At 41.6% G+C, this 23,296-nt stretch carries 24 protein-coding genes and 1 riboswitch; of the genes, 4 read left to right on the top strand and 20 right to left on the bottom strand.

What is annotated here, in order from left to right:
- Positions 1–153 precede the first annotated feature (153 nt).
- A complete protein-coding gene (locus ACIQXH_RS12635; protein WP_402867956.1) occupies positions 154–1,206 on the top strand; it encodes an acyltransferase family protein in 1,053 nt (350 codons plus the stop codon).
- A gap of 172 nt (positions 1,207–1,378) precedes the next feature.
- Positions 1,379–3,139, top strand: a complete 1,761-nt coding sequence (locus tag ACIQXH_RS12630) for a B12-binding domain-containing radical SAM protein (RefSeq protein ID WP_402867954.1) — start codon at positions 1,379–1,381, stop codon at positions 3,137–3,139.
- A gap of 39 nt (positions 3,140–3,178) precedes the next feature.
- Here ACIQXH_RS12630 and ACIQXH_RS12625 read toward each other — a convergent pair whose 3' ends face one another.
- Together ACIQXH_RS12625 and ACIQXH_RS12620 are read right to left on the bottom strand one after the other, a co-directional pair.
- Positions 3,179–3,319 (bottom strand): hypothetical protein, encoded by a 141-nt coding sequence (locus ACIQXH_RS12625; protein WP_402867952.1) that lies wholly within the window; start codon positions 3,317–3,319, stop codon positions 3,179–3,181.
- Positions 3,320–3,478, bottom strand: coding sequence for a hypothetical protein (locus tag ACIQXH_RS12620; protein WP_402867950.1), 159 nt, complete (start codon positions 3,476–3,478; stop codon positions 3,320–3,322). It lies immediately after the preceding gene.
- Between the two features lie 120 nt (positions 3,479–3,598).
- On the opposite strand from ACIQXH_RS12620, the gene ACIQXH_RS12615 reads away from it, so the two are divergent.
- Positions 3,599–3,934, top strand: coding sequence for a DUF3905 domain-containing protein (locus tag ACIQXH_RS12615; RefSeq protein ID WP_402867948.1), 336 nt, complete (start codon positions 3,599–3,601; stop codon positions 3,932–3,934).
- A 50-nt stretch (positions 3,935–3,984) separates the two neighbouring features.
- Here ACIQXH_RS12615 and ACIQXH_RS12610 read toward each other — a convergent pair whose 3' ends face one another.
- The 14 genes from ACIQXH_RS12610 to ACIQXH_RS12545 all read right to left on the bottom strand — a co-directional run bounded on the left by ACIQXH_RS12610 (position 3,985) and on the right by ACIQXH_RS12545 (position 17,780).
- On the bottom strand, positions 3,985–4,962 hold the full coding sequence (locus tag ACIQXH_RS12610) for a quinone oxidoreductase family protein (RefSeq protein WP_402867946.1): 978 nt from the start codon (positions 4,960–4,962) through the stop codon (positions 3,985–3,987).
- A gap of 15 nt (positions 4,963–4,977) precedes the next feature.
- Positions 4,978–5,757, bottom strand: a complete 780-nt coding sequence (locus ACIQXH_RS12605) for an enoyl-CoA hydratase/isomerase family protein (RefSeq protein WP_402867944.1) — start codon at positions 5,755–5,757, stop codon at positions 4,978–4,980.
- 14 nt (positions 5,758–5,771) lie between these two features.
- Complete coding sequence (locus tag ACIQXH_RS12600; RefSeq protein ID WP_403123769.1) at positions 5,772–6,551, bottom strand: SDR family NAD(P)-dependent oxidoreductase; 780 nt, start codon at positions 6,549–6,551, stop codon at positions 5,772–5,774.
- A 35-nt stretch (positions 6,552–6,586) separates the two neighbouring features.
- A complete protein-coding gene (locus ACIQXH_RS12595; protein WP_403123766.1) occupies positions 6,587–7,348 on the bottom strand; it encodes a 2-phosphosulfolactate phosphatase in 762 nt (253 codons plus the stop codon).
- A 4-nt stretch (positions 7,349–7,352) separates the two neighbouring features.
- A complete protein-coding gene (locus ACIQXH_RS12590) occupies positions 7,353–8,411 on the bottom strand; it encodes a phosphotransferase family protein (protein WP_403123763.1) in 1,059 nt (352 codons plus the stop codon).
- 30 nt (positions 8,412–8,441) lie between these two features.
- Entirely contained in the window at positions 8,442–8,843 is a 402-nt protein-coding gene (locus ACIQXH_RS12585; protein WP_403123760.1) for an acyl-CoA thioesterase, read from the bottom strand.
- A 17-nt stretch (positions 8,844–8,860) separates the two neighbouring features.
- Positions 8,861–9,640: an enoyl-CoA hydratase/isomerase family protein gene (locus tag ACIQXH_RS12580; RefSeq protein ID WP_403123757.1), complete on the bottom strand. Its 780-nt coding sequence runs from the start codon at positions 9,638–9,640 to the stop codon at positions 8,861–8,863.
- Positions 9,637–10,524, bottom strand: coding sequence for a 3-hydroxyacyl-CoA dehydrogenase family protein (locus ACIQXH_RS12575; protein WP_403123755.1), 888 nt, complete (start codon positions 10,522–10,524; stop codon positions 9,637–9,639). Before ACIQXH_RS12575 ends, ACIQXH_RS12580 begins: the two co-directional genes overlap by 4 nt.
- 26 nt (positions 10,525–10,550) lie before the next feature.
- Positions 10,551–11,114: a TetR/AcrR family transcriptional regulator gene (locus tag ACIQXH_RS12570; RefSeq protein ID WP_402867937.1), complete on the bottom strand. Its 564-nt coding sequence runs from the start codon at positions 11,112–11,114 to the stop codon at positions 10,551–10,553.
- 74 nt (positions 11,115–11,188) lie between these two features.
- On the bottom strand, positions 11,189–12,799 hold the full coding sequence (locus tag ACIQXH_RS12565) for a long-chain-fatty-acid--CoA ligase (protein ID WP_403123753.1): 1,611 nt from the start codon (positions 12,797–12,799) through the stop codon (positions 11,189–11,191).
- A gap of 33 nt (positions 12,800–12,832) precedes the next feature.
- Positions 12,833–13,606 carry an SDR family oxidoreductase gene (locus tag ACIQXH_RS12560; protein WP_403123750.1) on the bottom strand — a complete coding sequence of 258 codons (774 nt, stop codon included), beginning with the start codon at positions 13,604–13,606 and terminating at the stop codon, positions 12,833–12,835.
- The gene (locus tag ACIQXH_RS12555; RefSeq protein WP_402956487.1) at positions 13,603–14,772 is read right to left on the bottom strand and encodes an acyl-CoA dehydrogenase family protein; all 1,170 of its coding nucleotides are present in this window, start codon (positions 14,770–14,772) and stop codon (positions 13,603–13,605) included. The genes ACIQXH_RS12560 and ACIQXH_RS12555 overlap by 4 nt, the downstream gene beginning before the upstream one ends.
- A gap of 141 nt (positions 14,773–14,913) precedes the next feature.
- Positions 14,914–16,251, bottom strand: a complete 1,338-nt coding sequence (locus ACIQXH_RS12550) for an ATP-binding protein (protein WP_403123747.1) — start codon at positions 16,249–16,251, stop codon at positions 14,914–14,916.
- Between the two features lie 176 nt (positions 16,252–16,427).
- Positions 16,428–17,780, bottom strand: coding sequence for a TrkH family potassium uptake protein (locus ACIQXH_RS12545; RefSeq protein WP_402867933.1), 1,353 nt, complete (start codon positions 17,778–17,780; stop codon positions 16,428–16,430).
- Positions 17,781–18,006: 226 nt separating this feature from the next.
- Here ACIQXH_RS12545 and ACIQXH_RS12540 point away from each other — a divergent pair, with 226 nt between their 5' ends.
- Positions 18,007–18,204: an alpha/beta-type small acid-soluble spore protein gene (locus ACIQXH_RS12540; RefSeq protein ID WP_402867932.1), complete on the top strand. Its 198-nt coding sequence runs from the start codon at positions 18,007–18,009 to the stop codon at positions 18,202–18,204.
- 48 nt (positions 18,205–18,252) lie between these two features.
- Here ACIQXH_RS12540 and ACIQXH_RS12535 read toward each other — a convergent pair whose 3' ends face one another.
- From ACIQXH_RS12535 to ACIQXH_RS12520, 4 genes are all read right to left on the bottom strand, one after another.
- Entirely contained in the window at positions 18,253–19,605 is a 1,353-nt protein-coding gene (locus ACIQXH_RS12535; RefSeq protein ID WP_403123744.1) for an anti-sigma factor domain-containing protein, read from the bottom strand.
- Positions 19,602–20,345, bottom strand: a complete 744-nt coding sequence (gene sigI, locus ACIQXH_RS12530; protein WP_402867930.1) for an RNA polymerase sigma factor SigI — start codon at positions 20,343–20,345, stop codon at positions 19,602–19,604. The genes ACIQXH_RS12535 and sigI overlap by 4 nt, the downstream gene beginning before the upstream one ends.
- 372 nt (positions 20,346–20,717) lie before the next feature.
- A complete protein-coding gene (locus ACIQXH_RS12525) occupies positions 20,718–21,482 on the bottom strand; it encodes a TerC family protein (protein ID WP_402956070.1) in 765 nt (254 codons plus the stop codon).
- Between the two features lie 88 nt (positions 21,483–21,570).
- Positions 21,571–21,671: riboswitch (yybP-ykoY riboswitch) on the bottom strand.
- 54 nt (positions 21,672–21,725) lie between these two features.
- A complete protein-coding gene (locus ACIQXH_RS12520; protein WP_403123741.1) occupies positions 21,726–23,288 on the bottom strand; it encodes an aldehyde dehydrogenase family protein in 1,563 nt (520 codons plus the stop codon).
- Between the last annotated feature and the right edge of the window lie 8 nt (positions 23,289–23,296).

The raw sequence follows: 23,296 nt of genomic DNA, 5'->3' as shown, positions 1-23,296 counted from the left end.
CATGCGTGTAAAATTTATATTGCCATTCTCTTAATTCATTTTTGAATTAAGAGAAATTTAAGCTCTTTCCATGATAATGGATTTCAATCTCTATTTTTAGGGTATAGAGATACAATGATTTCTTCTCCTAAAAATAAATATTTGGAGGCAACTATGAAACAACGTGATTTTTTCTTTGACAATGCTAAGTTCATTCTCATGGGCTTTGTCGTTTTTGGACACTTGTTGAACACCTATATAAACGATAGTGAAACGATTTATGCACTTTACAAAACCATTTATTCCTTCCATATGCCGGCCTTCATCCTTGTTTCCGGTTTTTTTGCAAAAGGATTTTATCAAAAAGGGTATTTAGCGAAAATCACCATGAAAATGATCGTACCTTATATCATTTTCCAAATCATTTACACAGTGTACTATTATTTTCTATATGATCGTTCTTCCTTCAATGTAGACATGCTCACCCCCCATTGGTCTTTGTGGTTCTTGATCAGTTTATTTTGCTGGAATATCATGCTTCTCGGTTTCTCTAAACTGAAGCCGCTTGTCGGTATAGGTTTATCGTTCCTAATCGCCTTGCTAATTGGATATGTGGACTTCATTTCCAATTTCCTAAGCTTATCGAGAACATTTGTATTTTTCCCCATGTTTTTAATTGGGTATCATTTAAACAAAGATCATTTAAAAAGACTATTTACACCTAAAGTCCATATAGCATCACTCTCTATCATCCTTGTTGTTTTCATCGGTTTTTATTTAAAAGCAGATATCAATTATAAATGGTTGCTTGGCTCTAAGCCCTATTCCGAGCTAGAGGAAGCGTCCATCATATCCATGTTTAAACGTCTTGGTTTTTACGGATTAAGTGTCATTACAGTGTTTAGCTTTTTATCCTTTATCCCAAGACAACAATATTTCTTTACCAACTGGGGTAAGCAAACCCTGTATGTGTACTTGCTTCACGGCTTCTTCATTCGTTTTTTCCGTGAAAGCACCCTTCAGGAATACTTTAGTAACACCGAAAGCTTCATCATGCTAGCCGGGCTTTCCTTCTTGATTACAGTTATGCTTTCAAGCGAAATCATAGGTTCCATGGCACAGCCCATTATCGAATTGAAAATATCCAGGACCAAACAGTTCGCTCGTAAAGTTAAAGAATATATAAAGCCTAGTAAAGAACATAAACAATCTACTACCAGGTTTTAGAACAAAAAGGGCAGCCATAGGGTTGTCCTTTTAATTTCTTCTATTTAACATTTTATACTGTAAGTGGTTTTCCAAAACCAAGAGACTATGGTACAATTATTCGTTAGTGCTTGTTGGCTTTTAGATAACATGTACACGAAAGGAGATAGGCGCTTTCATTGCGCCATTTTTTATGAATATAATTATTAGTACTCTTAATGCAAAATACATCCATACATCTCTATCCATACGATACCTGAAGGCTTATGCCCAACCGGAATACGATGCACAGCTTGCGGAATACACCATCAAAGATCCGATTATGAACATCGTCGGCGACCTCTATTCCAAAAAGCCGGATGTAATCGGATTCAGTTGTTATATATGGAATATCGAAGAAACCATGAAAGTCGTGGCGATGCTTAAAAAGATCAATCCTGAACTGGTTATCATCCTCGGTGGTCCTGAAGTGACCTACGATGTTCATGATTGGCTAGATCAAATTCCAGGTGCTGATTTTATTGTCATTGGCGAGGGGGAAGTAACCTTCAAGGACCTGCTTTCCGAAATTGAAGGGGAACACAACTATAAGAAAGTTAGTGGAATTGCTTATCGGCAAGATGGTAAAAAGGTGATTCAGCCCCAGAATGGCAAGGTGGACCTGAAATCCCTTCCCTCACCATACCGTTTAGAGGAAGATCGTAATGAGATATCCAAACGGGTGACGTATATCGAGACAAGCCGTGGCTGTCCGTTCAGCTGTCAGTTCTGCCTATCATCGATTGAAGTGGGTGTGCGCTATTTTGACCGCGAAAAAATTAAAGAAGACATCAGGTATTTGATGGATAATGGGGCAAGAACGATTAAGTTTGTCGATCGTACCTTTAACATTAGCCGGAGCTATGCGATGGAGATGTTCAGGTTTTTAATTGATGAGCATCAACCTGGAGTCGTTTTCCAGTTCGAAATCACGGCTGACATCATGCGCCCGGAAGTCATTCAATTCTTGAACGATCATGCGCCTGCCGGATTGTTCCGTTTTGAAATCGGTGTACAGTCTACGAATGATCATACAAATGATCTCGTGATGAGAAGACAGAATTTCGAAAAGTTGACCCGAACTGTCACGATGGTAAAAGACGGACAGAAAATAGATCAGCATCTCGATTTAATTGCTGGCCTGCCTGAAGAAGATTATTTTTCATTCAGAAAGACCTTCAATGATGTTTTTGCACTACGCCCCGAAGAGATGCAACTCGGATTCTTAAAAATGTTGCGTGGCACTGGGCTGCGAATTAGAGCGGATGAACACGATTATATTTACAGTGATCATGCCCCTTACGAAATCCTGGGAAACAATGTTTTAACCTTTGATGATATTGTCCGCATTAAACAAGTCGAAGATGTCCTTGAAAAATACTGGAACGATCATCGAATGAACCATACAACCGAGTTTCTTGTAGAAACGGTATTTACCTCCCCATTCGACTTCTTCCAGGAATTCGGCACCTATTGGGATGAGCAGGGCTGGTCACGCATTGGGCATCAGCTTGAAGATTTATTCAAGCGATTAGAGCTATTTTTGATTAAAAGGGAAACCGATCAATTGAATAATGTCATCGGTCTCATGAAATTGGATTACTTTAAGAATCAAAAATATAAGCCACGTAAACCTTGGTGGGAAGCCTCTTTAGATAAACATGGCCGTTCTAAGATTTATGAAGAAATTCTTAAGCATCCCGAGCACCTAGGAACCGATTTCAGGGATTTACAACTGAACGAAAAGGAAATATATAAGCATACCTTGATTGAAGAACTTCCGTTTGATTTAGAAACCTACTTAACGGATGGGACCATAATTGAACAACCTTCCATCATGCTTGCCTATTTTGATCCAAGTGGTAAAGGTTCTCGCATCTTTTCACTATCTAAGGCTGAAAGCACAATACAATAAGAATAAGGACGGACCCCTGTTTGTGGGGTCCGTCCTTATTTACTTTTTGTTATTTTTCGCGGCCAGTATTTCATAGATCTCGGTTGCATTCATATCTTCACTAAATTCCATACCGAATTCCGTTCGTACGTACTGGGCCTTATCTTTTTTCTCTGGTTGTTTACGTGTTTGTTTATTCATTTAACTTCTTCCTTTTCTGCCTTGTTTAGAGTTACGGTTTGCACCCTTCATGACATTTTCATCGGCTGCAAATTCATTTGAAAATTCATCTATTCCTTGATTCTTCTTCGGCGTTTTACTGGCTTTTACAGCCCCATCAACATTGGCTTTCCTTTTCATTTTCATTCCACCTCTATAAAAAAAGTTAACATTATAGAATGGGGTAATTCCGTTCAAAATTATTCACGGATAATATATCGTCATTCGCGTACATTAAGACTAAAAACGGAGGAGGATATAATGAAGAAAAAACTCGATAACCCAATTTTATCAGATACTCAGCCGCATCAAATCAATGCACCTAGCTTCAAGAACACTGGAATAAAACCAGAAGCACCATTTGTGAATGAGTATGGAGTGGTCATCGGGGACAGCAAGTACGCCTCAGACAATTCACCGCTTGAAAATTGGAGTGAGGATACAGACCCGGAAATTATGGCTGGTGATGAATGGGTCCACCCGACAAATGATATTGGTTGGAACTCGACTGAAAATCGGGAACTATTAGAAGCCAAACGAGATCCTCAAGCCCCTTTTTTCCATCCCGATAAAGATGTCAGCTCGGAAACGGATTAAGCTCTCGCAAATTTAAGGGCATCCTGAAACTTCAAGGACACCCTTTTTCCTTATTTAATCTGCAAAATCAATTTCCCTTTCGTTTGACGCGCGTTCATTTCTTCATGAACCGCTGCAGCCTGTTCGATTGGATAAATACCTCCGATGGTCATCTTTAGTTTACCTGAAGCTACATAAGAGAAAAGTTCTTCGATACTCGGTACAAGCAAATCCGGTCTTTTCATGATCTGGGGTAGGAAAAAACCTATGACGGATTGATTACGGCGCATTAAATTCTGAGGATTCATCGTATATAGCTCACGACTAGCATTGCCAAAAACGACTATGCGACCAAAAGGAGCCAGACATTTCAGGGTCTTATTGAAAATGTCCCCTCCTGCCATTTCAAGGGCAACATCCACGCCCTTACCGTCTGTCGCCTCTCTCACTTCGAGCTCCCATCCCTCTTTCGTATAATCAATGAGTACGTCCGCCCCCATCTCTTTTGCGAGTTCCAGTTTTTCTTCGGTGCTAGCTGTGGCAATTACTTTCCCTGCCCCGAAAATCTTTGCAAGCTGGACTGCAATCGTTCCAACGCCCCCGGCTGCTGCATGGATAAGTACCGCTTCCCCAGCCTGCAGGCGTCCCATCGTCTTTAAGATGTGATACGCACTTAGCCCTTGAAGGGGTAAAGCAACCGCATCATGGAAAGAGATTTCAGCCGGTAATGGAATGGCGGAGAATTCATTGGACAAGGCATATTCGGAATAGCCGCCTGATTCAATCAAACTCACAACCCTAGTTCCAGCCTTGATCTTGGTTACTTTTTCGCCTACTTCCACCACAACCCCTGCCACTTCTGCACCTGGAATAAACGGGAGCGGCGTTGGTACGACATATTGCCCTTCCCGCCGGGCTGTATCGGCATAGTTAACCCCGACACAGTCAATTTCAATCAACACTTCATATCCGGTAGGCGTGGGTTTTTCCTTTTCTGTCAACTTTAGAACTTCAGGTCCACCATAGGCTTCAAATTGTATGGCTTTCATCTTCTTCCCCCTCTTTTAGTTCCCCGTATATTTCGGCTTTCGTTTCTCTTTGAATGCAGTAACCCCTTCTATATGATCTTCAGTTGTCCCCATTAGGGTTTGGGTAATCCGTTCCTGTTCAAGTATTTCCTCAAGTGAAGCCGTAAACGAATGACTCACAAGTTTTTTCATCATTCCATAGGCTTTTGTTGGCCCATGTGCCAGCTTGTCGGCTATCTTTAACACTTCTTCTTCAAGTTGATTCAATGGAAATACATGATTGATAACGCCTAACTGATGTAAACGTTCGGCCGAAATCGGTTCGGCCGAGAAAAAGAGTTGTTTGGCAAGATGCGGTCCCACTAATTTGGGTAAAAAGTATGAACCACCTCCATCCGAAATTAACCCTACCTTTGAAAAACTCATAGCAAATTGGCTATCCTCTGCAGCCACGATTAAATCGCAAGCAAGTGCCAAATTAAAACCAGCCCCTGCAGCAAATCCATGTACCGCGGCAATAATGGGAACCTCGCAGGAATCCATCGCCAATATACAATCATTCAGTTTACCGACATGGTCATACATTTGTACGGCAGTGGCCTGGCCCATCGATTTGACATCCCCTCCGGCGGAAAATGACCGTCCGGCTCCCCTGATTACGATGGCTCTTATTTGAGAATTCTGCCGAACATCAACAATCGTATTGGTTAAGTCCGCTATCATATCCGGACTAAAGGCATTCAAACTTTCAGGCCGGTTCAAAGTCACCAGCAATACATGATTGGAAACCTCCGTTAATAAATGTTCTCTTAACATGTCTTCATCCCCCTTTATTTGATTAACCATCCACCATCCACTAAAATATCGGTGCCTGTCATGTATGAGGCTTCAGGTGAAGCGACAAATGCGATGACGTTACTGATTTCCTCTGCCTTCCCTACTCTTTCGAGGACCGTGTTTCTTTGTATCGACTTCAGGAATTTCTCATTCTGCAAGCCATCCTCCGTTAATGGAGTTTCAATGAATCCCGGTGATACCGAATTAACCCGGATTCCGTATGGAGCCAGTTCAAGTGCCAATGACTTCGTCAGACTAAGTACACCAGCTTTAGCAGAACTGTAATGCGGGATATGGGCCCCTGCTTGATGGGCGGATAGTGAGGCCGTGTTGACGATGGCCCGATTGCCGGCAGAGTCAAGTTCATGGCTTGCCGCTTCTTTCATCACCTTCCCTAAATACTTTGAGACAAGAAAGACACTTTTCAAATTGACATCTTGGATCATATCCCAGACTTCTGTGGAGGTATCTAAAAGTTTGGAGGACCTCGTTCCACCCGCGTTGTTTATCAAAATATGAAGATCCCGGTATTGTTCGGTAACATACATGGCCAGCTCTTTAACGTCTTCCTCATCCGTAACATCAGCAGGAAAAATGTCAGCCAGCGGGATAGTATGGCGGGCATTGATCTCAGCCGCCACTTCTTTCAGCTTCCTTTTCGTCCTTCCTACTAATAAAACCTGTGCACCCTCATCCGTTAACCTTAGTGCTGTCGCTTTCCCAATACCCGAACCCGCACCTGTTATTACAGCAATGGATTGTGAGAATCTCATTGTTTCACACCTTTCCTTCTTACCTTATCGACCCTTTATCTCTGCTGCCTATTCTTCACAGTTTGTATTTTTCCATTTATCAACTCCGGAACAAGGGTTATCGACCCTTTTTGAGTTGCCAACCTCAAATCGCCATTTAAATCATGATCTTCAAACAGCTGACCAACATGCGAAGTTTGGAGGATTTCAAAGGCACTGTTGATATTCGTGCTATAAAAGGCACATGCTGCTTTCGCTGCATCATTTAACAGGAACGCATCTTGTGTCCCATTGACCAAACAATGAATCAAATGGCCGGCCCCATAAAAATCTTCCATACTGAATTCACCCGAATTGCCCGAACACACAATAACAATGGTTTCCGTTTGGTGAACGTTTTTGATTTTTTCTGCAACGGATGGATTATTCAGTAAAGAGGCAATATACACCTTTTTGGCCGAACTTGATTTTTGTAGGGCCACTGTGCCATTAGTTGTCGATAAGACAAGCGTTTTACCCTGAACTAGCTTATTCAACAGCGTCGGACTCGGATAGTTGAAGCCCTCAATAGGTTGGGCCCTCATTTCCCCGGCAAGGAGGCATTCCCCTTGAGTCATATCTTTGCTTTTCAATTCGGCATCGGCAGGGCTCAGGACAGGGATTACCTGCTCCGCTCCATTATGAAGAGCAGACACGATGGTCGTGGTTGCTAATAGCACATCTAGTACGATGGCGACTTTCTCCCCATCTAGAAGCTTGTCCCTGTTGATTTCTTCTTTTTTCAATAGCAAGTGTATATGCTGCATCGTCTGTTTCATCTAATCAGGCTTCCTTTGCGGCTACGTGGGCAGCATGAGTAATTAAACTTTTCACCATTTTCCCCAATGAAGAAAAGCGTATATCCTTGGTCTGCCCCAATTCATACCGATAATAGATTTGCTGAAGAATCACAGCTAACTTGAAATAGCCAAATGTCAAATAATAATCGATGGTAGAAACGTCTCTACCGCTTCTCACAGCATAGGCTTCGATAAATTCATTCCTTGATAAAAAACCATCCAAAGTAGTAAGCGATGCTTGGCCCAAACCGGATTTGACCATTTCTGGGTCGCCACTTTCCGTCCAATAGCTTAAGGCAACGCCTAAATCAGCCAGCGGATCACCGACCGTCGACATTTCCCAATCAAAAAGACCGACCATCTCGCTTAAATTCTGGTTGAACATCGCATTATTGATCTTAAAGTCATAGTGAATGATCGAGGTTTGACTATAACGCGGCATATTCTTTTGTAAATAAGCAACGAGCGGTCCCACTTCCTTGATTTCATCCGTCTTTGCCCGTTCATATCTGGAAATCCACCCGTGTACCTGTCTCTCCATAAATCCATCAGGCTTTGAAATTTGAGCTAATCCCGTCTTTTCATATGGAATGGAATGAAGATCCGCAAGCTGATCCACCATGATAGTGGATAGTTGACGGCACTTTTCCACAGTCGGGACAATATCTTTAGGAAACTTGGAATCTATTACTATTCCATGTTTTCTTTCCATTAGAAAAAAAGGGGAGCCCACAACCGAGACATCATCCGAAAACAAGATGGGTTCAGGCGCTGCTTGAAAATACGGATGGATGGAAGAAAGAATATGGTACTCCCGTTTCATATCATGGGCTTTTGGAGCGACCGGACCAAGTGGAGGTCTCCTCAATACTGCTTCCCACTCACCGACTTTAAGTTGATAGGTCAAATTGGAATATCCTGTCGAGAACTGTTGCACTTCCAATGGATCATTTGGCAAATCCACTATCTTTTCCTGGAGGAATGCCTCTAGTCTTTTAACACCGAGTTCCTCCCCTGAACGAACAGGAATGGTATCATCCATCGTTTCCTTCACCCCTTGTACTTTAGTAAACTAGCTATGGACAAGATGCGAGACTAATCTTTCTTTAATCGTTTCAGGAATGGGTTCGCTTTTTTGTTTCCCGAAATTAAAGCAAACCAATATCGCCGTGCCTTTTGCGATGGTCTCTCCCGTTTGCGAACAAATAATATCATGGCTCATCTCACAGCTTTTCGTCCCTACCTTAGTCAAATAAGTTCGAACGGATAAGAGTTGGTTAAAGTACCCTTGGGTAATAAAATCGCATTTTGTCGAAGCAAGTAAGAAATTCCAGTCTTCGATATTCGAGGCCAATCCCAGCGCTTCAAAGAATTTCATCCGGGCCTCTTCAAGATAAATAAAATAGCTGGTGTTATTGATATGTCCCAATGCATCCGTTTCAGAAAAACGCACGTTTACATTTAGTTCATGCATAAGATACCTCCTAATTTTTAGCGATGGGAGAATGCGGGTTTCCGCTTTTCCAAAAATGCTGCAACTCCTTCTTTCACATCTTCCGTTTGAAAGATTTCCTCAAAAAGGTTCGTTTCAAGCTCCAACCCTTGTTCAAGTGTCGATTCGCTCCCTTCATCGATGGCCTTCTTAATTCTTGAAAGGGCCTGTAATGAATGCCTCGTGATTCGGGATGCCAACTTTTTAGACTCGTTTAACGCGCTTCCCTCATCCACTACTTTATTGACGAGTCCAATTCTTTCTGCTTCCTGAGCGGAAAGTGGATCTCCAGTAAAGATCATTTCCTTCGCTTTAGCGTTTCCTACAAGTCTCGACAAACGCTGTGTGCCCCCAGCTCCTGGAAATAACCCTAATTTCACTTCCGGTAAACCGATTTCTACGCCTACTTCGGCAACACGCAAATCACAAGCCAGTGCCAATTCACATCCACCACCTAAAGTCATTCCATTCAAAACAGCGATGGTCGGTTTAGGAAATTGGTCAATCTGAGTTAAAACCCCATGGCTTTCTCTTACCGTCTCCTTCATATTTGGATTGCCCATCATTTGTGGGAATTCTTTTATGTCCGCACCTGCGGCAAACGCCATATCTCCAGACCCGGTAATGAGCACGGCAACAATTTCATTATCATCTTTAAGTTGTGTAAAAACTTCGGACAATCCTTGAAATACCTGTCTACTAATCACATTCAACGGCGGATTATCAATTGTCACAATCGCAAGCTGATTTTCTTTTTCCACTCTCACTAAGTTTGTCATACATTCTTCACTCCTTGATTTGTATAGTCGTACCAGCCCTTTCCAGTTTTCCTTCCTAAATTACCTTGTTTCACCTTTTCCTCTATACAGGCATTAGGTTTATCTTCTGGATTACCTGTTTCTTTATAACGTTGCTGCATAACGTAGTAACCCACATCAATACCAGACAAATCCATCAATTCAAATGGGCCAATGGGGTGACTTAAAGCTTTACGGCAAATCAAATCGATGTCCTTATAATCCGCTATCCCTTCTTCATATAAATAAAGGGCTTCCCGTTGCAACGCCCCCAATATGCGATTTGCGACGAAACCGGAAATTTCCTTGCGTAGTAAAATTCCTGTCCGATTCATTTTCTCCGTGACTTCTAATGCAAGCTTCGCTGTTTCTTCGGATGTTTGATCACTCATGACCACTTCCACGCAATCCATGACAAGAGGCGGGAAAAAGAAATGCATATTGATGAACTTATCCGGACGGTTCGTCACCCCGGAAAGTAAACTATTCACGATAGTCGAACTATTTGTCGCAAAAATGGTGTTTGCCGGTGCAAATTGCTCTAGCTTAGCGAAGACTTCCTGCTTCACTTCAATTTTTTCGACTACCGCCTCAATAATCAAATCGGCATTGCTGGCGGCTTTATTCAAATCGGTCGTAAATTGAAGACGGGTGAAGGCTTCCAATCTACTGTCTTCACTCAGCTTTCCTTTTTGCACCCATTTATTCATGATTGCCTCTAACTTTTCCTTTGCCGATTGCAAAGCAGTGTCCTGGACATCCTGTAATACCGTATTGAATCCGCCTAGGGCAGCAAGCATCGCAATTTGATGTCCCATCTGTCCTGCCCCGATTACCGATATCGACTGTATCTTATTGGTCGACATTGAGTCACCCTCCCTTTTTAACTCGTTTATTCATTAATTCCATGTAAAATCATTTCCATGAATATTTCGGCCACTTCCCGATCTGTCTTTTTTCCATCAGGGTCGAACCATTGATAACTCCAATTGACCACACCCAAAATGGCAAATGAGATGATAGAGGTATCAAGAGTAGAACGGAATTCCCCCCGTTTGCCCCCCTCTATCAACAATCCTTCTATTTTATTGCGGAATTCATCCCGCTTCGGAAGGATTTGATCCAATTTATCTTTGCTGAGGTTTTTCATTTCGCGGAAAAAGATGGTTGCACTCGACTTTTTGGACTTGATGCTTTTTAAAAGCATATAAACCATATCGAACAGCTTATCCTTACATCCTTTACTAGTATCCTGAAGAATCGTTTCCTGCCCAATTAGCAGTTCATTGATATAAGCGAGATGAATATCCATCAGTAGCTGTTCTTTACTTGTAAAGTAATAATAAAACGTTCCTTTTGTCACCCCTACCGATTCGACAATATCCTGAATGGACGTTTCGCTGAAGCCTTTCTGTTCGAATAAGCGTATGCCATGTTCCGTCATTTTATCTTTCATGTGTGTAATCCCCGCATTCTGTTAAACTATCAGTTGAATTGATACCATAGGCTTTCGTACAATCATGCCTCTTCTTATTTCCTAGGCATTTCTTCTCTTAAAGCGCGCCTTAAAATCTTCCCGACATTTGTTTTTGGAAGTGCATCTCGAAATTCAACTAATTGAGGGACTTTATAAGCCGATAAGTTTTTCCGGCAATAATCGATGATTTCCTGTTCGCTGGTTTCCTGGTTACTTTTAAGAACAAGTACCGCTTTTACGCTTTCTCCCCTATACGCATCTGGAACTCCGATTACCACCGCTTCCTGGACGGCTGGATGCTCATAAAGGACCTCTTCCACTTCACGCGGATAAATGTTATATCCGCTAGCAATGATTAAATCCTTTTTCCGATCTACAATATAGAGATATCCATCCTCATCCACTTTGGCGATGTCCCCCGTATAAAGCCATCCATCTCTCAATGTGACCGCTGTCTCCTCCGGCATGTTCCAGTACCCTTTCATCACTTGTGGGCCTTTAACCACCAGTTCTCCCAATTCCCCTGGTGATACTTCACTCAATCCCTCCCCCAGGTCCACTACTTTATAATCCGTCGATGGGAAACCAATCCCCACGCTCCCTGGCTTTCTTTCAGCAAACGCCGGATTGCAATGTGTGGTTGGGGATGCTTCTGAAAGTCCATATCCTTCCAATATCTTCGCACCTGATTTCCTCTCGAATTCACGAAGCAACTCAACGGGCATCGGTGCACTGCCACTGTTACAAAGGTGTATAGAATCCATGCCGTATTCTTCGGCTTTAGGATGATTCGTCAAAGCGACGTACATTGTCGGTACTCCAGGAAAAGTAGTTGGCTGTTCACGCTTGATTGTTTCAAGTACTTCTTCTATTTCAAAACGAGGGAGCATAATCGAATCCCCCGCAGTATAAATGGACAAATTCATTGCAGACTGCATCCCAAACACATGGAAAAGCGGGATGACCGTCAACGTTCGTTCCCTTCCCATTTTCAACTCATGTTTAAAAAATTCATAAGACTGAATGACATTGGCCAAGATGTTGCGATGCGTCAACATGGCACCCTTGGATCGTCCCGTTGTTCCTCCTGTATATTGAAGGACGGCTATATCATTTACAGAATCAAATGAAACAGGGATTATGTTACCGTCACCCGTTTTCAAAAACTGGTCAAAAGCAACATCGGGTTGAAAATCCGCTTCAGATGGCTGGAGACTGACTACAATGACATTTTTCACATTCCCATTGGGCTGTACGCTCTTCACTTTTGGATACAATCCATCTAAAATGACAATCGTCTCGGCTCCGGAATCCTGTAGAATTTGCTGAAGCTCCCTTTCGACCAACATTGGATTGACTTGGGTAATGATTGCCCCTGCCGTCAAGGCCCCATAATAGGCGATAACGTATTGAGGACAGTTAGGTAGCATGAGGGCAACGCGATCACCCTTTTGCACTCCCTTTTTTTGAAGGGCGGAAGCAAAAGCCTGTGATGCAAAGAAGAGCTCTTTGTACGAAATCTTTCTCCCATAAAAGGTGATCGCTGTGTTGCTTGGATAGGACTCAAATGCCTTTTGGAGGATCTGTTGCACCGGGACTTCAGGGACTTCAATTTCCTTCAAGATTGAATCAGGATAAACGGACAGCCATCTTTTATTATTCATTACATACCCTCCAGCCATTTTTGATTCTATTTTCTACATGACATGAGAACCGCCATCAACAATCAGGATATTGCCCGTCACATAATCTGAAGCTTTTGAGGCGAGGTATACAGCAGCACCCTTCAAGTCATCCTCGTTGCCTAATCTTTTGAGCGGAGTGGAATCGAGAATAGGACTTTCCCCTTTAGCTAGCACGCCTTTCGTCATGGTTGTGGGAAAGAAACCCGGGGCTATCGCATTTATGTTGATATTATGTTGACCCCATTTAGCGGCTAAATCTTTTGTCAAGGTTATGACCGCTCCCTTGCTCGCATTATAGCCAACGGCATCCAGTATGTTTGGATTCGTACCGCCCAGACCGGCAACCGAGGCGATGTTTATGATTTTTCCATATCCCTGCTCAATCATGATCCTGCCAACAGTCTGGCACATGATAAAGGTACCCGTTACATTCACATTCATCACTTTGTTCCAGGCCTCAAGGGGCATGTCGATGGCCGATGCTCCCCAGGATGCACCGCTATTATTCACCAAGATATCGATGGAGCCAAATTTCCGGACCGTTTCATTCACGACTTCTTGTACGTCGGCAGGATTTGTGATATCGCATTTAAAGGAAAGCGCCTTTACGCCAAGTTCCTCCACGCGGGCGGCAACTTCATCGCACGCGGCCTTCTTTCTTGAACACAGGACGACATTGGCCCCAGCCTCGGCAAAACCGGTCGCTATCTGTTCGCCCAATCCCCTTCCACCGCCAGTAATTATCGCCGTCTTTCCAGTTAAGTCGAATAACTCGGTTATTTTCATATTTTCACCTCATCCTTTTGATACTTACGAAGTTCGATTTTAGCCACCTGTTGACGGTGTACCTCATCTGGGCCATCCGCTAGCCGCAATGTTCTAGCATTGGCCCAATGGGCAGCAAGCGGGAAGTCACCTGAAACCCCTGCAGCACCAAAGCCTTGGATTGCACGGTCTATCACCTTCAATACCATATTGGGAGCTACTACCTTTATCATGGCTATTTCAGCTTTCGCTTCTTTATTTCCAACAGTATCCATCATATAAGCAGCTTTTAAAGTCAAAAGTCTGGCTTGTTCAATTTCAATCCTCGAATCGGCCACCCACTCCATGATCACCCCCTGTTTCGACAAAGGCTTACCGAATGCTACACGTTCTTGTATGCGCTTACATAATTCTTCAAGTGCTCTTTCAGCTGCACCGATTAGCCTCATGCAGTGATGGATCCTGCCAGGTCCGAGTCTTCCTTGAGCAATGGCAAATCCTTTCCCTTCACCCCAGAGGATGTTTTCAGAAGGGACCCTGACATTAGTAAATGTGATTTCAGCATGTCCATGTGGAGCATGGTCATAACCAAAAACAGAAAGCATACGTTCAATTTTGACGCCGGGTGTATCTAGCGGCACCAGAATCATCGATTGCTGCTCATGTTTGGGTGCTTCGGCATTGGTCTTACCCATGACAATTGCAATTTTACACCTCGGATCTCCAGCCCCAGATGACCACCACTTTCGACCATTGATGACGTATTCATCACCTTCCCTTACAATTCTGCATTCAATATTAGTTGCATCGGAAGAGGCCACTTCAGGCTCAGTCATCGAAAAACAAGACCTTATTTCCCCGGCAAGCAAGGGTTTAAGCCAGCGTTCTTTATGCTCATCCGTTCCATAACGAACCAAAACTTCCATATTTCCCGTATCCGGTGCATTACAGTTGAATATTTCGGGTCCTATCATGGATCTTCCCATGATTTCACAAAGTGGTGCATATTCAAGATTGGTTAAACCTGCTCCGTGTTCACTATCAGGTAAAAACAAATTCCAAAGTCCAGCTTCCTTCGCTTTACCCGTCAATTCAGATAAAATGGGCGGTATGGCACTCCAGCGACTGTTTTGTTTTTCTAATTCCTTTTGATAGACGGCCTCATTTGGATAGACATGTTGTTCCATGAAACCGATTAACTTTTTTTCTAAGTCCTTCACTTTTTGAGTGTGTTCGAAATTCACATTCATTCCTCCCTTTTACTAACTAACTGGTCGGTATGTTCATTCTTTTCCATTATATTATTATTTTTACAATATTTTCAATAATTAAATTTTATTTTCTGAAAATTTATTCATTATTTTAAAAGGTACCTCCTTTTTTTCATTTGTTTTGCAGGTAGGAAAGACACAAACGATTTTCGTCCCTTTTGCTCTCTCACTTGTTATGAACACTTTTCCCCCATGATTTTCAATGATCTTGAAACATACAGAAAGACCTAACCCCGTACCTGACGATTTCGTCGTGAAGAATGGTTCGCCAATTTTTTGAATCGAGTGTTCTGGTATTCCCTCCCCTTCGTCCAGTATGCCTATTGAAACCTCGTGATCCTTTTCTTGAATATTGACAAAAATGTTACCACCATTCGCCATGGACTCAATCGCATTTTTTATAAGGTTAATTAGTACCTGCTTGATTTGATTTTCATCACAGTAAATTAAAATCGGGTCTTCATCAAAGTTTTTATGAATTTGGATATTATTAAGAACAGCATTTGTCTCCAACAACGTTAAAACATGATTGCAAATACCGATTAGATTTTTTTCCGAAAATTCAGTTTTACTAGGCTTCGAAAGTAACAATAATTCATTGAGGATTTGCTCGATCCGGTTAATTTCTGAGAAAATGATGTCATAATATTCCTGTTTGTTTTCAGACCCATCTTTGATTAATTTTACAAACCCCAAAATGGAAGTCATAGGATTTCGGACTTCATGGGCAATACCAGCTGCAAGTTGGGCAGCTGCAGATAACTTGCTGGAGGTAATGGCCAAATGTTCATTCAGGCTTACAAGTTTTTCTTCTGCATGTTTCCTTTCATTGATTTCCGATAATATGCCCGCCGTCCCAATGAATTCACCTCCGTCGTCATAGACTAATTTAACGAATGCTTCTACCCAAGACCCTTCATTATTTCGATTATTCATTTTAATGTCGACACGGAAATATCGCTTTCCTTCACGGAAGGAATTTGCAAACGCTTTCAAAATACGATGATAAGATGTCTTATCTATTTCTTTGGAAAAATGGAGACCCAGTGATTCATTGACAGTCCTTCCGCTCATCATTTTCCATGCTGGATTCAAGTATTGCCATTTCCCTTTTTCGTCCGTTTTAAAAATCACTTCATTGAAGCTGTTAAGCAACTCTTTAGAGGATTTAGAAATAATGCGATAACGTCCTTCGCTATCTTTCAACAATTCAATGGTCCTTTGCTTTTTATCATAGACGGCTCCTAACAACCATGCAACGACAGCAATAATGGCAAGATAGAATATTCCTACTACAGGGACTTTCCGTGACTCAGCGTAAAGCCAAACTATATAGGGTAGTTGCAATGCGGAAAATAGGGTGGGGACAACCAGTCTGCCAACATAGCTATTCAACCTTACACCTCCCATACTTACAATATAATTTTATTTATTGTCCGATTCGCTTAAGGTTTGGTTATATATGGTAAATAATCTCTTTAAAGTAAAATTCCATAAAATATCCGCAATTCCTGCTATTAACCAAAAAAACCTCTCCAATAACGGAAAGGTTCATCTTTATTATTTAATAATCAGCCAATTATGACACGCTCTTTAGGATAATGGTAGTTCTCTGTAACTTCTTTATGACCGATGATATAGAGGAAGGAGGTAATTCCAACCCGACCAATAAACATAATTATCATAATGACAACTTTGCCCACATTACTCAATTCCGGAGTAATGCCCATCGAAAGGCCTACTGAACCGAAAGCGGAACAAACTTCAAAAATGATTTGCATCAAAGTGAAGTTCTCGCTTATAGTCAAAACGAAAATCGCCAGGATACATAGCAAAGAACCCATTATCATGACAGCCGTTGCTTTTCGGGTATCATCAGGATGCACTTCCCTTTTGAATACTTTAATGGACTTTCTCCCCCGCATGAAGTTCCACAAAAAGAGAATCATGATAGCAAGGGTCGTCGTCCGTATGCCACCACCTACAGAACTAGGCGATGCTCCAATAAACATTAGAATGCTCATCAGTAATAAGGTCGGTTCCGAAAACTCGCTAACAATCATCGTGGAAAGGCCACCACTTCTCGTATTCGACGACATGAATAATGAGTAGAAAAGTGATTCATGCCAGCTTTTTCCGTGAAAAAAGCCCTTGATTTCAAGGAGATAGATAAGGATGCTTCCTCCAATGATAAGACCAAAAAAAGTCACCGAGGTCAGCTTTGTAAACAAGGAAAAGTGAAACTTATAACTACGCGAACTATTCGACAAAAACTCTTTTAATTCGATTAAGACCGGAAATCCGATTGCCCCCAGAATCAGGAGGATAATCGTGATAAATTGGACGAAATAATCGCCTTTGAAAGGGATCATGGATACACCACTAATATCAAAACCAGCATTTGTAGTGGAACTGACCGCTAAAAAGAGTCCATTTACCAAGGCTGACTTCCAATCTGGATAATAATTCAGGAAGTAAACACCTAAAATAAGAGCTCCAATTAATTCAATTACGACAAAAATCTTTATAATTTGAATCAATAACTTAACAAGACCCGAAAGATTAGTCTGATTCTGGTCAGTCATGATCAGCTGTCTTTCTTTGATCCCAATTTTCTTGCCTAAAATCAACCAAAAAAAAGTTCCAAGTGTCATTATGCCAATTCCGCCAAATTGGAGAACGAACATTAAGATGAAATAGCCCGTGTTACTGAATACGTCAGCTGTATTGACTACGGTTAATCCTGTCACACTTACTGCGCTAACCGCAGTGAAAAGTGCATCCATGAATCCCCATCTCACTCCAGGTTTTAGAGCAACTGGCAAACTAAGCAGTATTGTAGAAACACTGACGGCCATAAAGTAATAACCAACGATAAGTTGGGCTGGCGTTAATTTTGATAATAGCTTTTTAATAGCAACCATGCAGTTTTCCTTTCTTACTCTACGTAATCGATGATTGTTACAAAATCTATCTTAGTGTACTCTTTTTTCGATGATTTTTCCATTACCTTTTAGGAACTGACTTACTTACAACAATAAGGTAGGTTTACCAATAAATTTGACATCCGTCCTATAAGTAAAAACAACCGTTTTACTCATACTATAATTACAGCGGAAAAACCGCTGAACCAATAAGGGGGAAAATAAAATGGCTAATAATAGTAGCAGTAATAAACTTCTTGTGCCTGGAATTGAACAGGCCTTAGATCAAATTAAATATGAAATTGCTTCAGAATTCGGTGTTCAATTGGGTTCAGATACATCAGCCCGAGCAAATGGTTCGGTTGGTGGAGAAATCACAAAACGACTTGTCCAGCAGGCACAATCTCAGCTTAAAGGTCAATAATTAACCTAACTGAATATAATGGATAAGGGCCCAGCTATTAGCTGGGCTCTATTTATGGTGAAAATCGATTTCATTTTTCTTAGGGGAATGTTCACTATTTTGTTTTGTTGCTTTTTCTTTATGGGGTGGTTGTTTCGGTGCTTTTTCCTTTGGCAGTTGCTGCCTTGACGCCTTTTCCTTTTGCGGCTGTGGCTTTTGCGCTTTTTCCTTTTGCGGCTGTGGCTTTGGTGCTTTCACCTTTTGTGGCTTTGGCTTTGCTGCCTTTTCCTTTTGCGGCTGTGGCTTTGGTGCTTTCACCTTTTGTGGCTTTGGCTTTGCTGCCTTTTCCTTTTGCGGCTGTGGCTTTTGTGCTTTTTCCTTTTGTGGCTGTGGCTTTGGTGCTTTCACCTTTTGTGACTTTGGCTTTGGTGCTTTTTCCTTTTGTGGCTGTGGCCTTGACGCTTTTTCCTTTTGTGGCTTTGGCTTTGATGGCTCCTGCTTTGGTGCTTTTACTTTAGGATTATTCACCTTTTGTTTTTTCTGAGGCGATTCTTCCTTTTTTCTGGTTGACTCTTCTACTGAAGCCCTTAAAGATTTTACCGCTTTTTCCTTTTGCTCAAGCTCTTTATTTTTTTCAGGTATTGTTCCGGCTTCTTTTTTATGTAATTCACGTTTGCTACTATTATTTTCACTGTGTCTTGAATGATTCGCGTTACTTCCCTGTACCGGTTTCCTTGTGTCCCCTTTTTCCTTCTCCTTTTCCTCGAGCTTCTTTTCCACATATTTTCCGGTAGAAATCCCCTGCTCCCTTGCGTGTTTGCGGTCACTTTCTGTTGCTGGGATAACTTTCAGCTTTGTTTGGGCGATATTATCCTGAGTTGAGATTTTATTAATTTCTGATTTTAGGTTCTTATCCAGTTCTTTATTCTCATCCAATAAAGTTGTTGAAACCACAATTTGTTTTTTCCCTTTCAAATAACCAAGTTGTTTTGTGGTCTTCACGATACGATTCGTGACCGTTTTAACATTCTTGCCTTTCCAGTTTGAAATTTCCCTAATCACCAACTTCCCATCTCCATTAAGTCCAGTGAGCTTGAGAACCTCCAGTTCATCATTAAGTTCCAATTCAATACTTGGGTTCACATCGATCGTCATATAAGCCGAGACATGGTCAGAAAACAATGACGGAAGGAGGGAAATGAGAATAAGAAAACTGGATGTCAAGCTGAGCACGACGGTTTTCTTTGCTGAAAAATGAAAGGTGGAAAAAGAAAAATTAAACGATGGTTTAACAGTCGAAAAGGTAATTTCCTCTCCTACTTTATAGGGCCGGGCTTTCCTTTTAGTTTTTAAGAACTCGCCTTCAGGGGTTAAAAGAGTGACAAAACGTTTATTTATAGAAAGAACAACTCCTTTTTTCATCCATTAATCACCCCTTTAATATACTCGTTCAAGTACAGGAAATCCCCATTCAGTATTATGGCCACAGCAATGATATACTTTCGGTTCCGTTCAATTGTTTTTCGACTCACTTCCACCCTACCCTCTAGCTGCTTAACAGGAAGACGTTTCTTGGTAAACAGGATTTCTTTTAACTCGTCATCTTCCATTAGCATTTTAGCTATCATGATTGCTCCTTTCCTAGCATCAGCATGTTTCGGAGAAACTTCGACAAGATCGTCAAACGACAGACCAAAATCTTTTAATTCATTTATGTAAAGATGAATTTCTTCACTTCTTTTTTCTGATTCCAATTGCTTTTCATATTCTTGTATGGAATTTTTATCATCGAAATAACTTTGGTTTTGGTTATTTTCTTCGTCCACTGCAAGATCCACAGTCATTTCTTTACGTCTTGACTGGCTCCGCAAATAGTCAATAACCCTCCTTTTAACAAGGGTTTCTGCAAATGCCAGTAACGAACTTCCTTTTTCAGGAGAATATTTATCGATTGCTTCATTAAATGCAATCAATCCAATACTGAATTCATCATCTGTTTCATATATGTAACGTCTGCAAACGGATGAGACGGTTTTAGCTATAAAAGGCTTGAATGATTCTATGGTATCATTTCGAAGGCTTAAATCGCCTTGTTGAATTTTCAAGACGGTCGATTCTAAAGAACGCTTTTTTTTGAATGCTGTAAACAACAAACCAAGCATTTGTTCACCTCGCTCCTATTGATGCAAAATAATGCATCAACATCTTAATCTTAAGGGGAGCAAGCCTAAATGACAGTTCCAAAAGACCTATTTTCCGAAAATCACAGATTAAATTTTCGATATAACATGATAAAATGCTTAGTTTTTTCTCGTTTATTACATTAAAGTTACAGTTCAATAAAAAAATCGAAGTTTTCTAATGGTTTCATAGGACATTTGTCATTTTTATTACTTTAATTTAATATTTGACTCTTAAGCATAAATTTCGAAAATAGGATTATTTTTTTGTGGGTAACGCGGTCATTTTCCACAAAATGATTAATTTTCATTGCACAAAAAAATGTCAGGCGTGACTTTCACGCCTGACATTTTTTATACTTCTTGAATTTGTTTCTCTTTTTTACTCGAAATGATCCAAGCACCAACCGCGATTCCAACTAATACAACCCAGAAAATTGACTTCCAAAGGGTTGATTCAGGGAAATGCTGTTCTAAGACGCCGAGGGAAGGATGAGCTAGCGTGTAGACGGCCAATTTAACCCCTACCCAACCTACAATCAAGAAGGCTGCAGTTTCAAGTGATGGACGCTGATGAAGCAACTTCACGAATCCATTAGCTGCAAAACGCATGATGACCAAGCCTATCATCCCGCCGAGGAACATGACAGCAAATTGTCCTCCGTCAATTCCACCGACCTTCATCCAGCCTGTAGCAGGAAGTGTAACAGCTAATGCAACGGCTGCCAGCATCGAATCAATGGCAAATGCAATATCCGCTACTTCTACTTTGACGACGGTCATCCAGAAGCCGGATTGTTTCTTAGGTTTCTTGACTTCAGCCTCGCCTTTACCAGCATATTTCTTATAAAGATGCTGAAAAGCGATGAAGAGAAGGTAAAGCGCACCGAGTGCTTGAACTTGCCATACGTCGACAAGGAAAGAAATCAGGAATAAACTTGCAAAACGGAAAACAAAAGCTCCTAACAATCCATAAAACAAAGCTTTCCGTTGTTGATCTTTTGGTAAATGCTTAACCATGACAGCCATGACGACTGCATTATCAGCAGCGAGTATCCCTTCAAGTCCGACCAAGATAAGAAGGACCCATCCATATTCCAATAATAATGATACTTCCATATATTTTACCTCCAATAGTTTGTATTTTCCTCCCTATCGGCATTTGGCAAAATAAAAAGACCTCTGCCGTATAGGCAAAGGTCTTGCTGAACATGAAATCATGTCAACAAAGCCGATGAATGTCTCCATTCACGTAATGACGACTTTGTTTTAGGGCGAACCCTAACGCTACTCCCCTTTGATTAAAGGAAAATCAGTTATTAAGTATATTAGTAGTATACGTGCTACCCGCAAAAATAACAATCATTTTTTTCGTTTTTCTTTGGAAATCTTTAATAATTCCATATATTCTCTTCCAAATTTGATCCAATTGGTCTTGGCTGAAAAGTAATGTTGAAACAGCGATAAAAATCTTCGGTATTTCCCTTCATAAGGATACCACTGGATTTCCGAATTCTTTTTCCCTTTATCCTGCATGATCGCTTTTTCATGGCAGAATATCCGCATTCCCTGTTCCCCATGATAACGGCCAATACCACTTTGCTTTGCCCCGCCAAACGGCAGTCCATGATTGGCAACGGTTATCAAGACATCATTGATGGTCACCGCTCCTGTCACTAACTGACGGGCCACCCGGTTCGCTTTTTCCTCATCCATGCTCCATACGCTTGAGTTAAGTCCATATTGACTGTCGTTCGCAAGACGAACCGCCTCTTCTTCACTATCGAATGGCACAACAGGAAGAACCGGGCCGAATGTTTCCTCATTCATGATTTTCATCGAATGATCGACATTGGACAAAATGGTCGGTGGGATGAAATAAGTACTTCCCTTTTTCCAGTCATGCGGAATGCTGCCGGATTCCATGATGGCTCCCTTATTCAGTGCATCATCCAAGTGGTCTGCAACGATATCAAGCTGGGCCGGGAACGTCATCGAACCAACATCGTCCGTTAATTGTGTACCCTGCCTTAAAGCAGTCGTCTTTTCCTTCAGCAAGGACAGAAACTCTTTATAAACGGTCCTTTCCACATAAACCCTTTCCACGCTCATGCACACCTGTCCACTGTTAGTAAAAGCTCCCCAAAGTGCCCCATTTACAGCACGTTCCAAATTGGCATCACCAAATACGATCATCGGATCCTTTCCACCAAGTTCGAGCGTAGTGGGGATTAATTGTTTAGCCGCCACTTCACCGATAATTTTACCGGTCCTTACAGAGCCGGTAAAAAATATATAATCGGGTTTTTGTTCCGTCAATGCCGCCCCTAGCTCTTTTCCGCCATGGGCAAATTGAATGACGCCCTCCGGAAATCCAGCTTCTTGAAACAAGTCATCCATGCTTATACCCACTAAAGGGGTCACCTCTGAAGGCTTGGAAATGACCGTATTTCCACCAATTAAGGCATTCAGTATCGGCACCATCGCCAGTTGGAAAGGATAATTCCAAGGTGAAATGACAAGGACCGTCCCACGTGGCATATATTCAATATAGGATTTCTTACCAATTAACATGAGTGGGGTTGATGCCTTCTGCCTCGAAAGGGCTTTTGCAGCATGTTTTTCAATATGCTTGATCGCATCTATCGTTGGCATGATATCTGCCACAAGCGCTTCTATCTTGACCTTCCCCGTATCTTTCGAAATCGTTTCTGCTAGTTCATCCATCTTTTCCACCATCAAAAAACGAAGGCGCTTTAAATAGTTCAAGCGTTCGGCGATGGGTAGTTTAGACCAATTCAGAAAAGCCTGCCTTGATTTTATATATAATTGAGGAATGGACTCCAGTGGGGTTTCATCAAGTTCCGCTATTTTCTTTCCTGTTGCCGGAGAATACACTTCCCACTTTTTATGTAGTTCTTCCATAATGTCTC

The organism is Peribacillus sp. NPDC097225 (assembly GCF_044761955.1).
Lineage (GTDB): Bacteria > Bacillota > Bacilli > Bacillales > DSM-1321 > Peribacillus.
The sequence above is the reverse complement of the archived record's forward strand: the minus strand, read 5'-3'. Positions and strand labels throughout refer to the sequence as shown.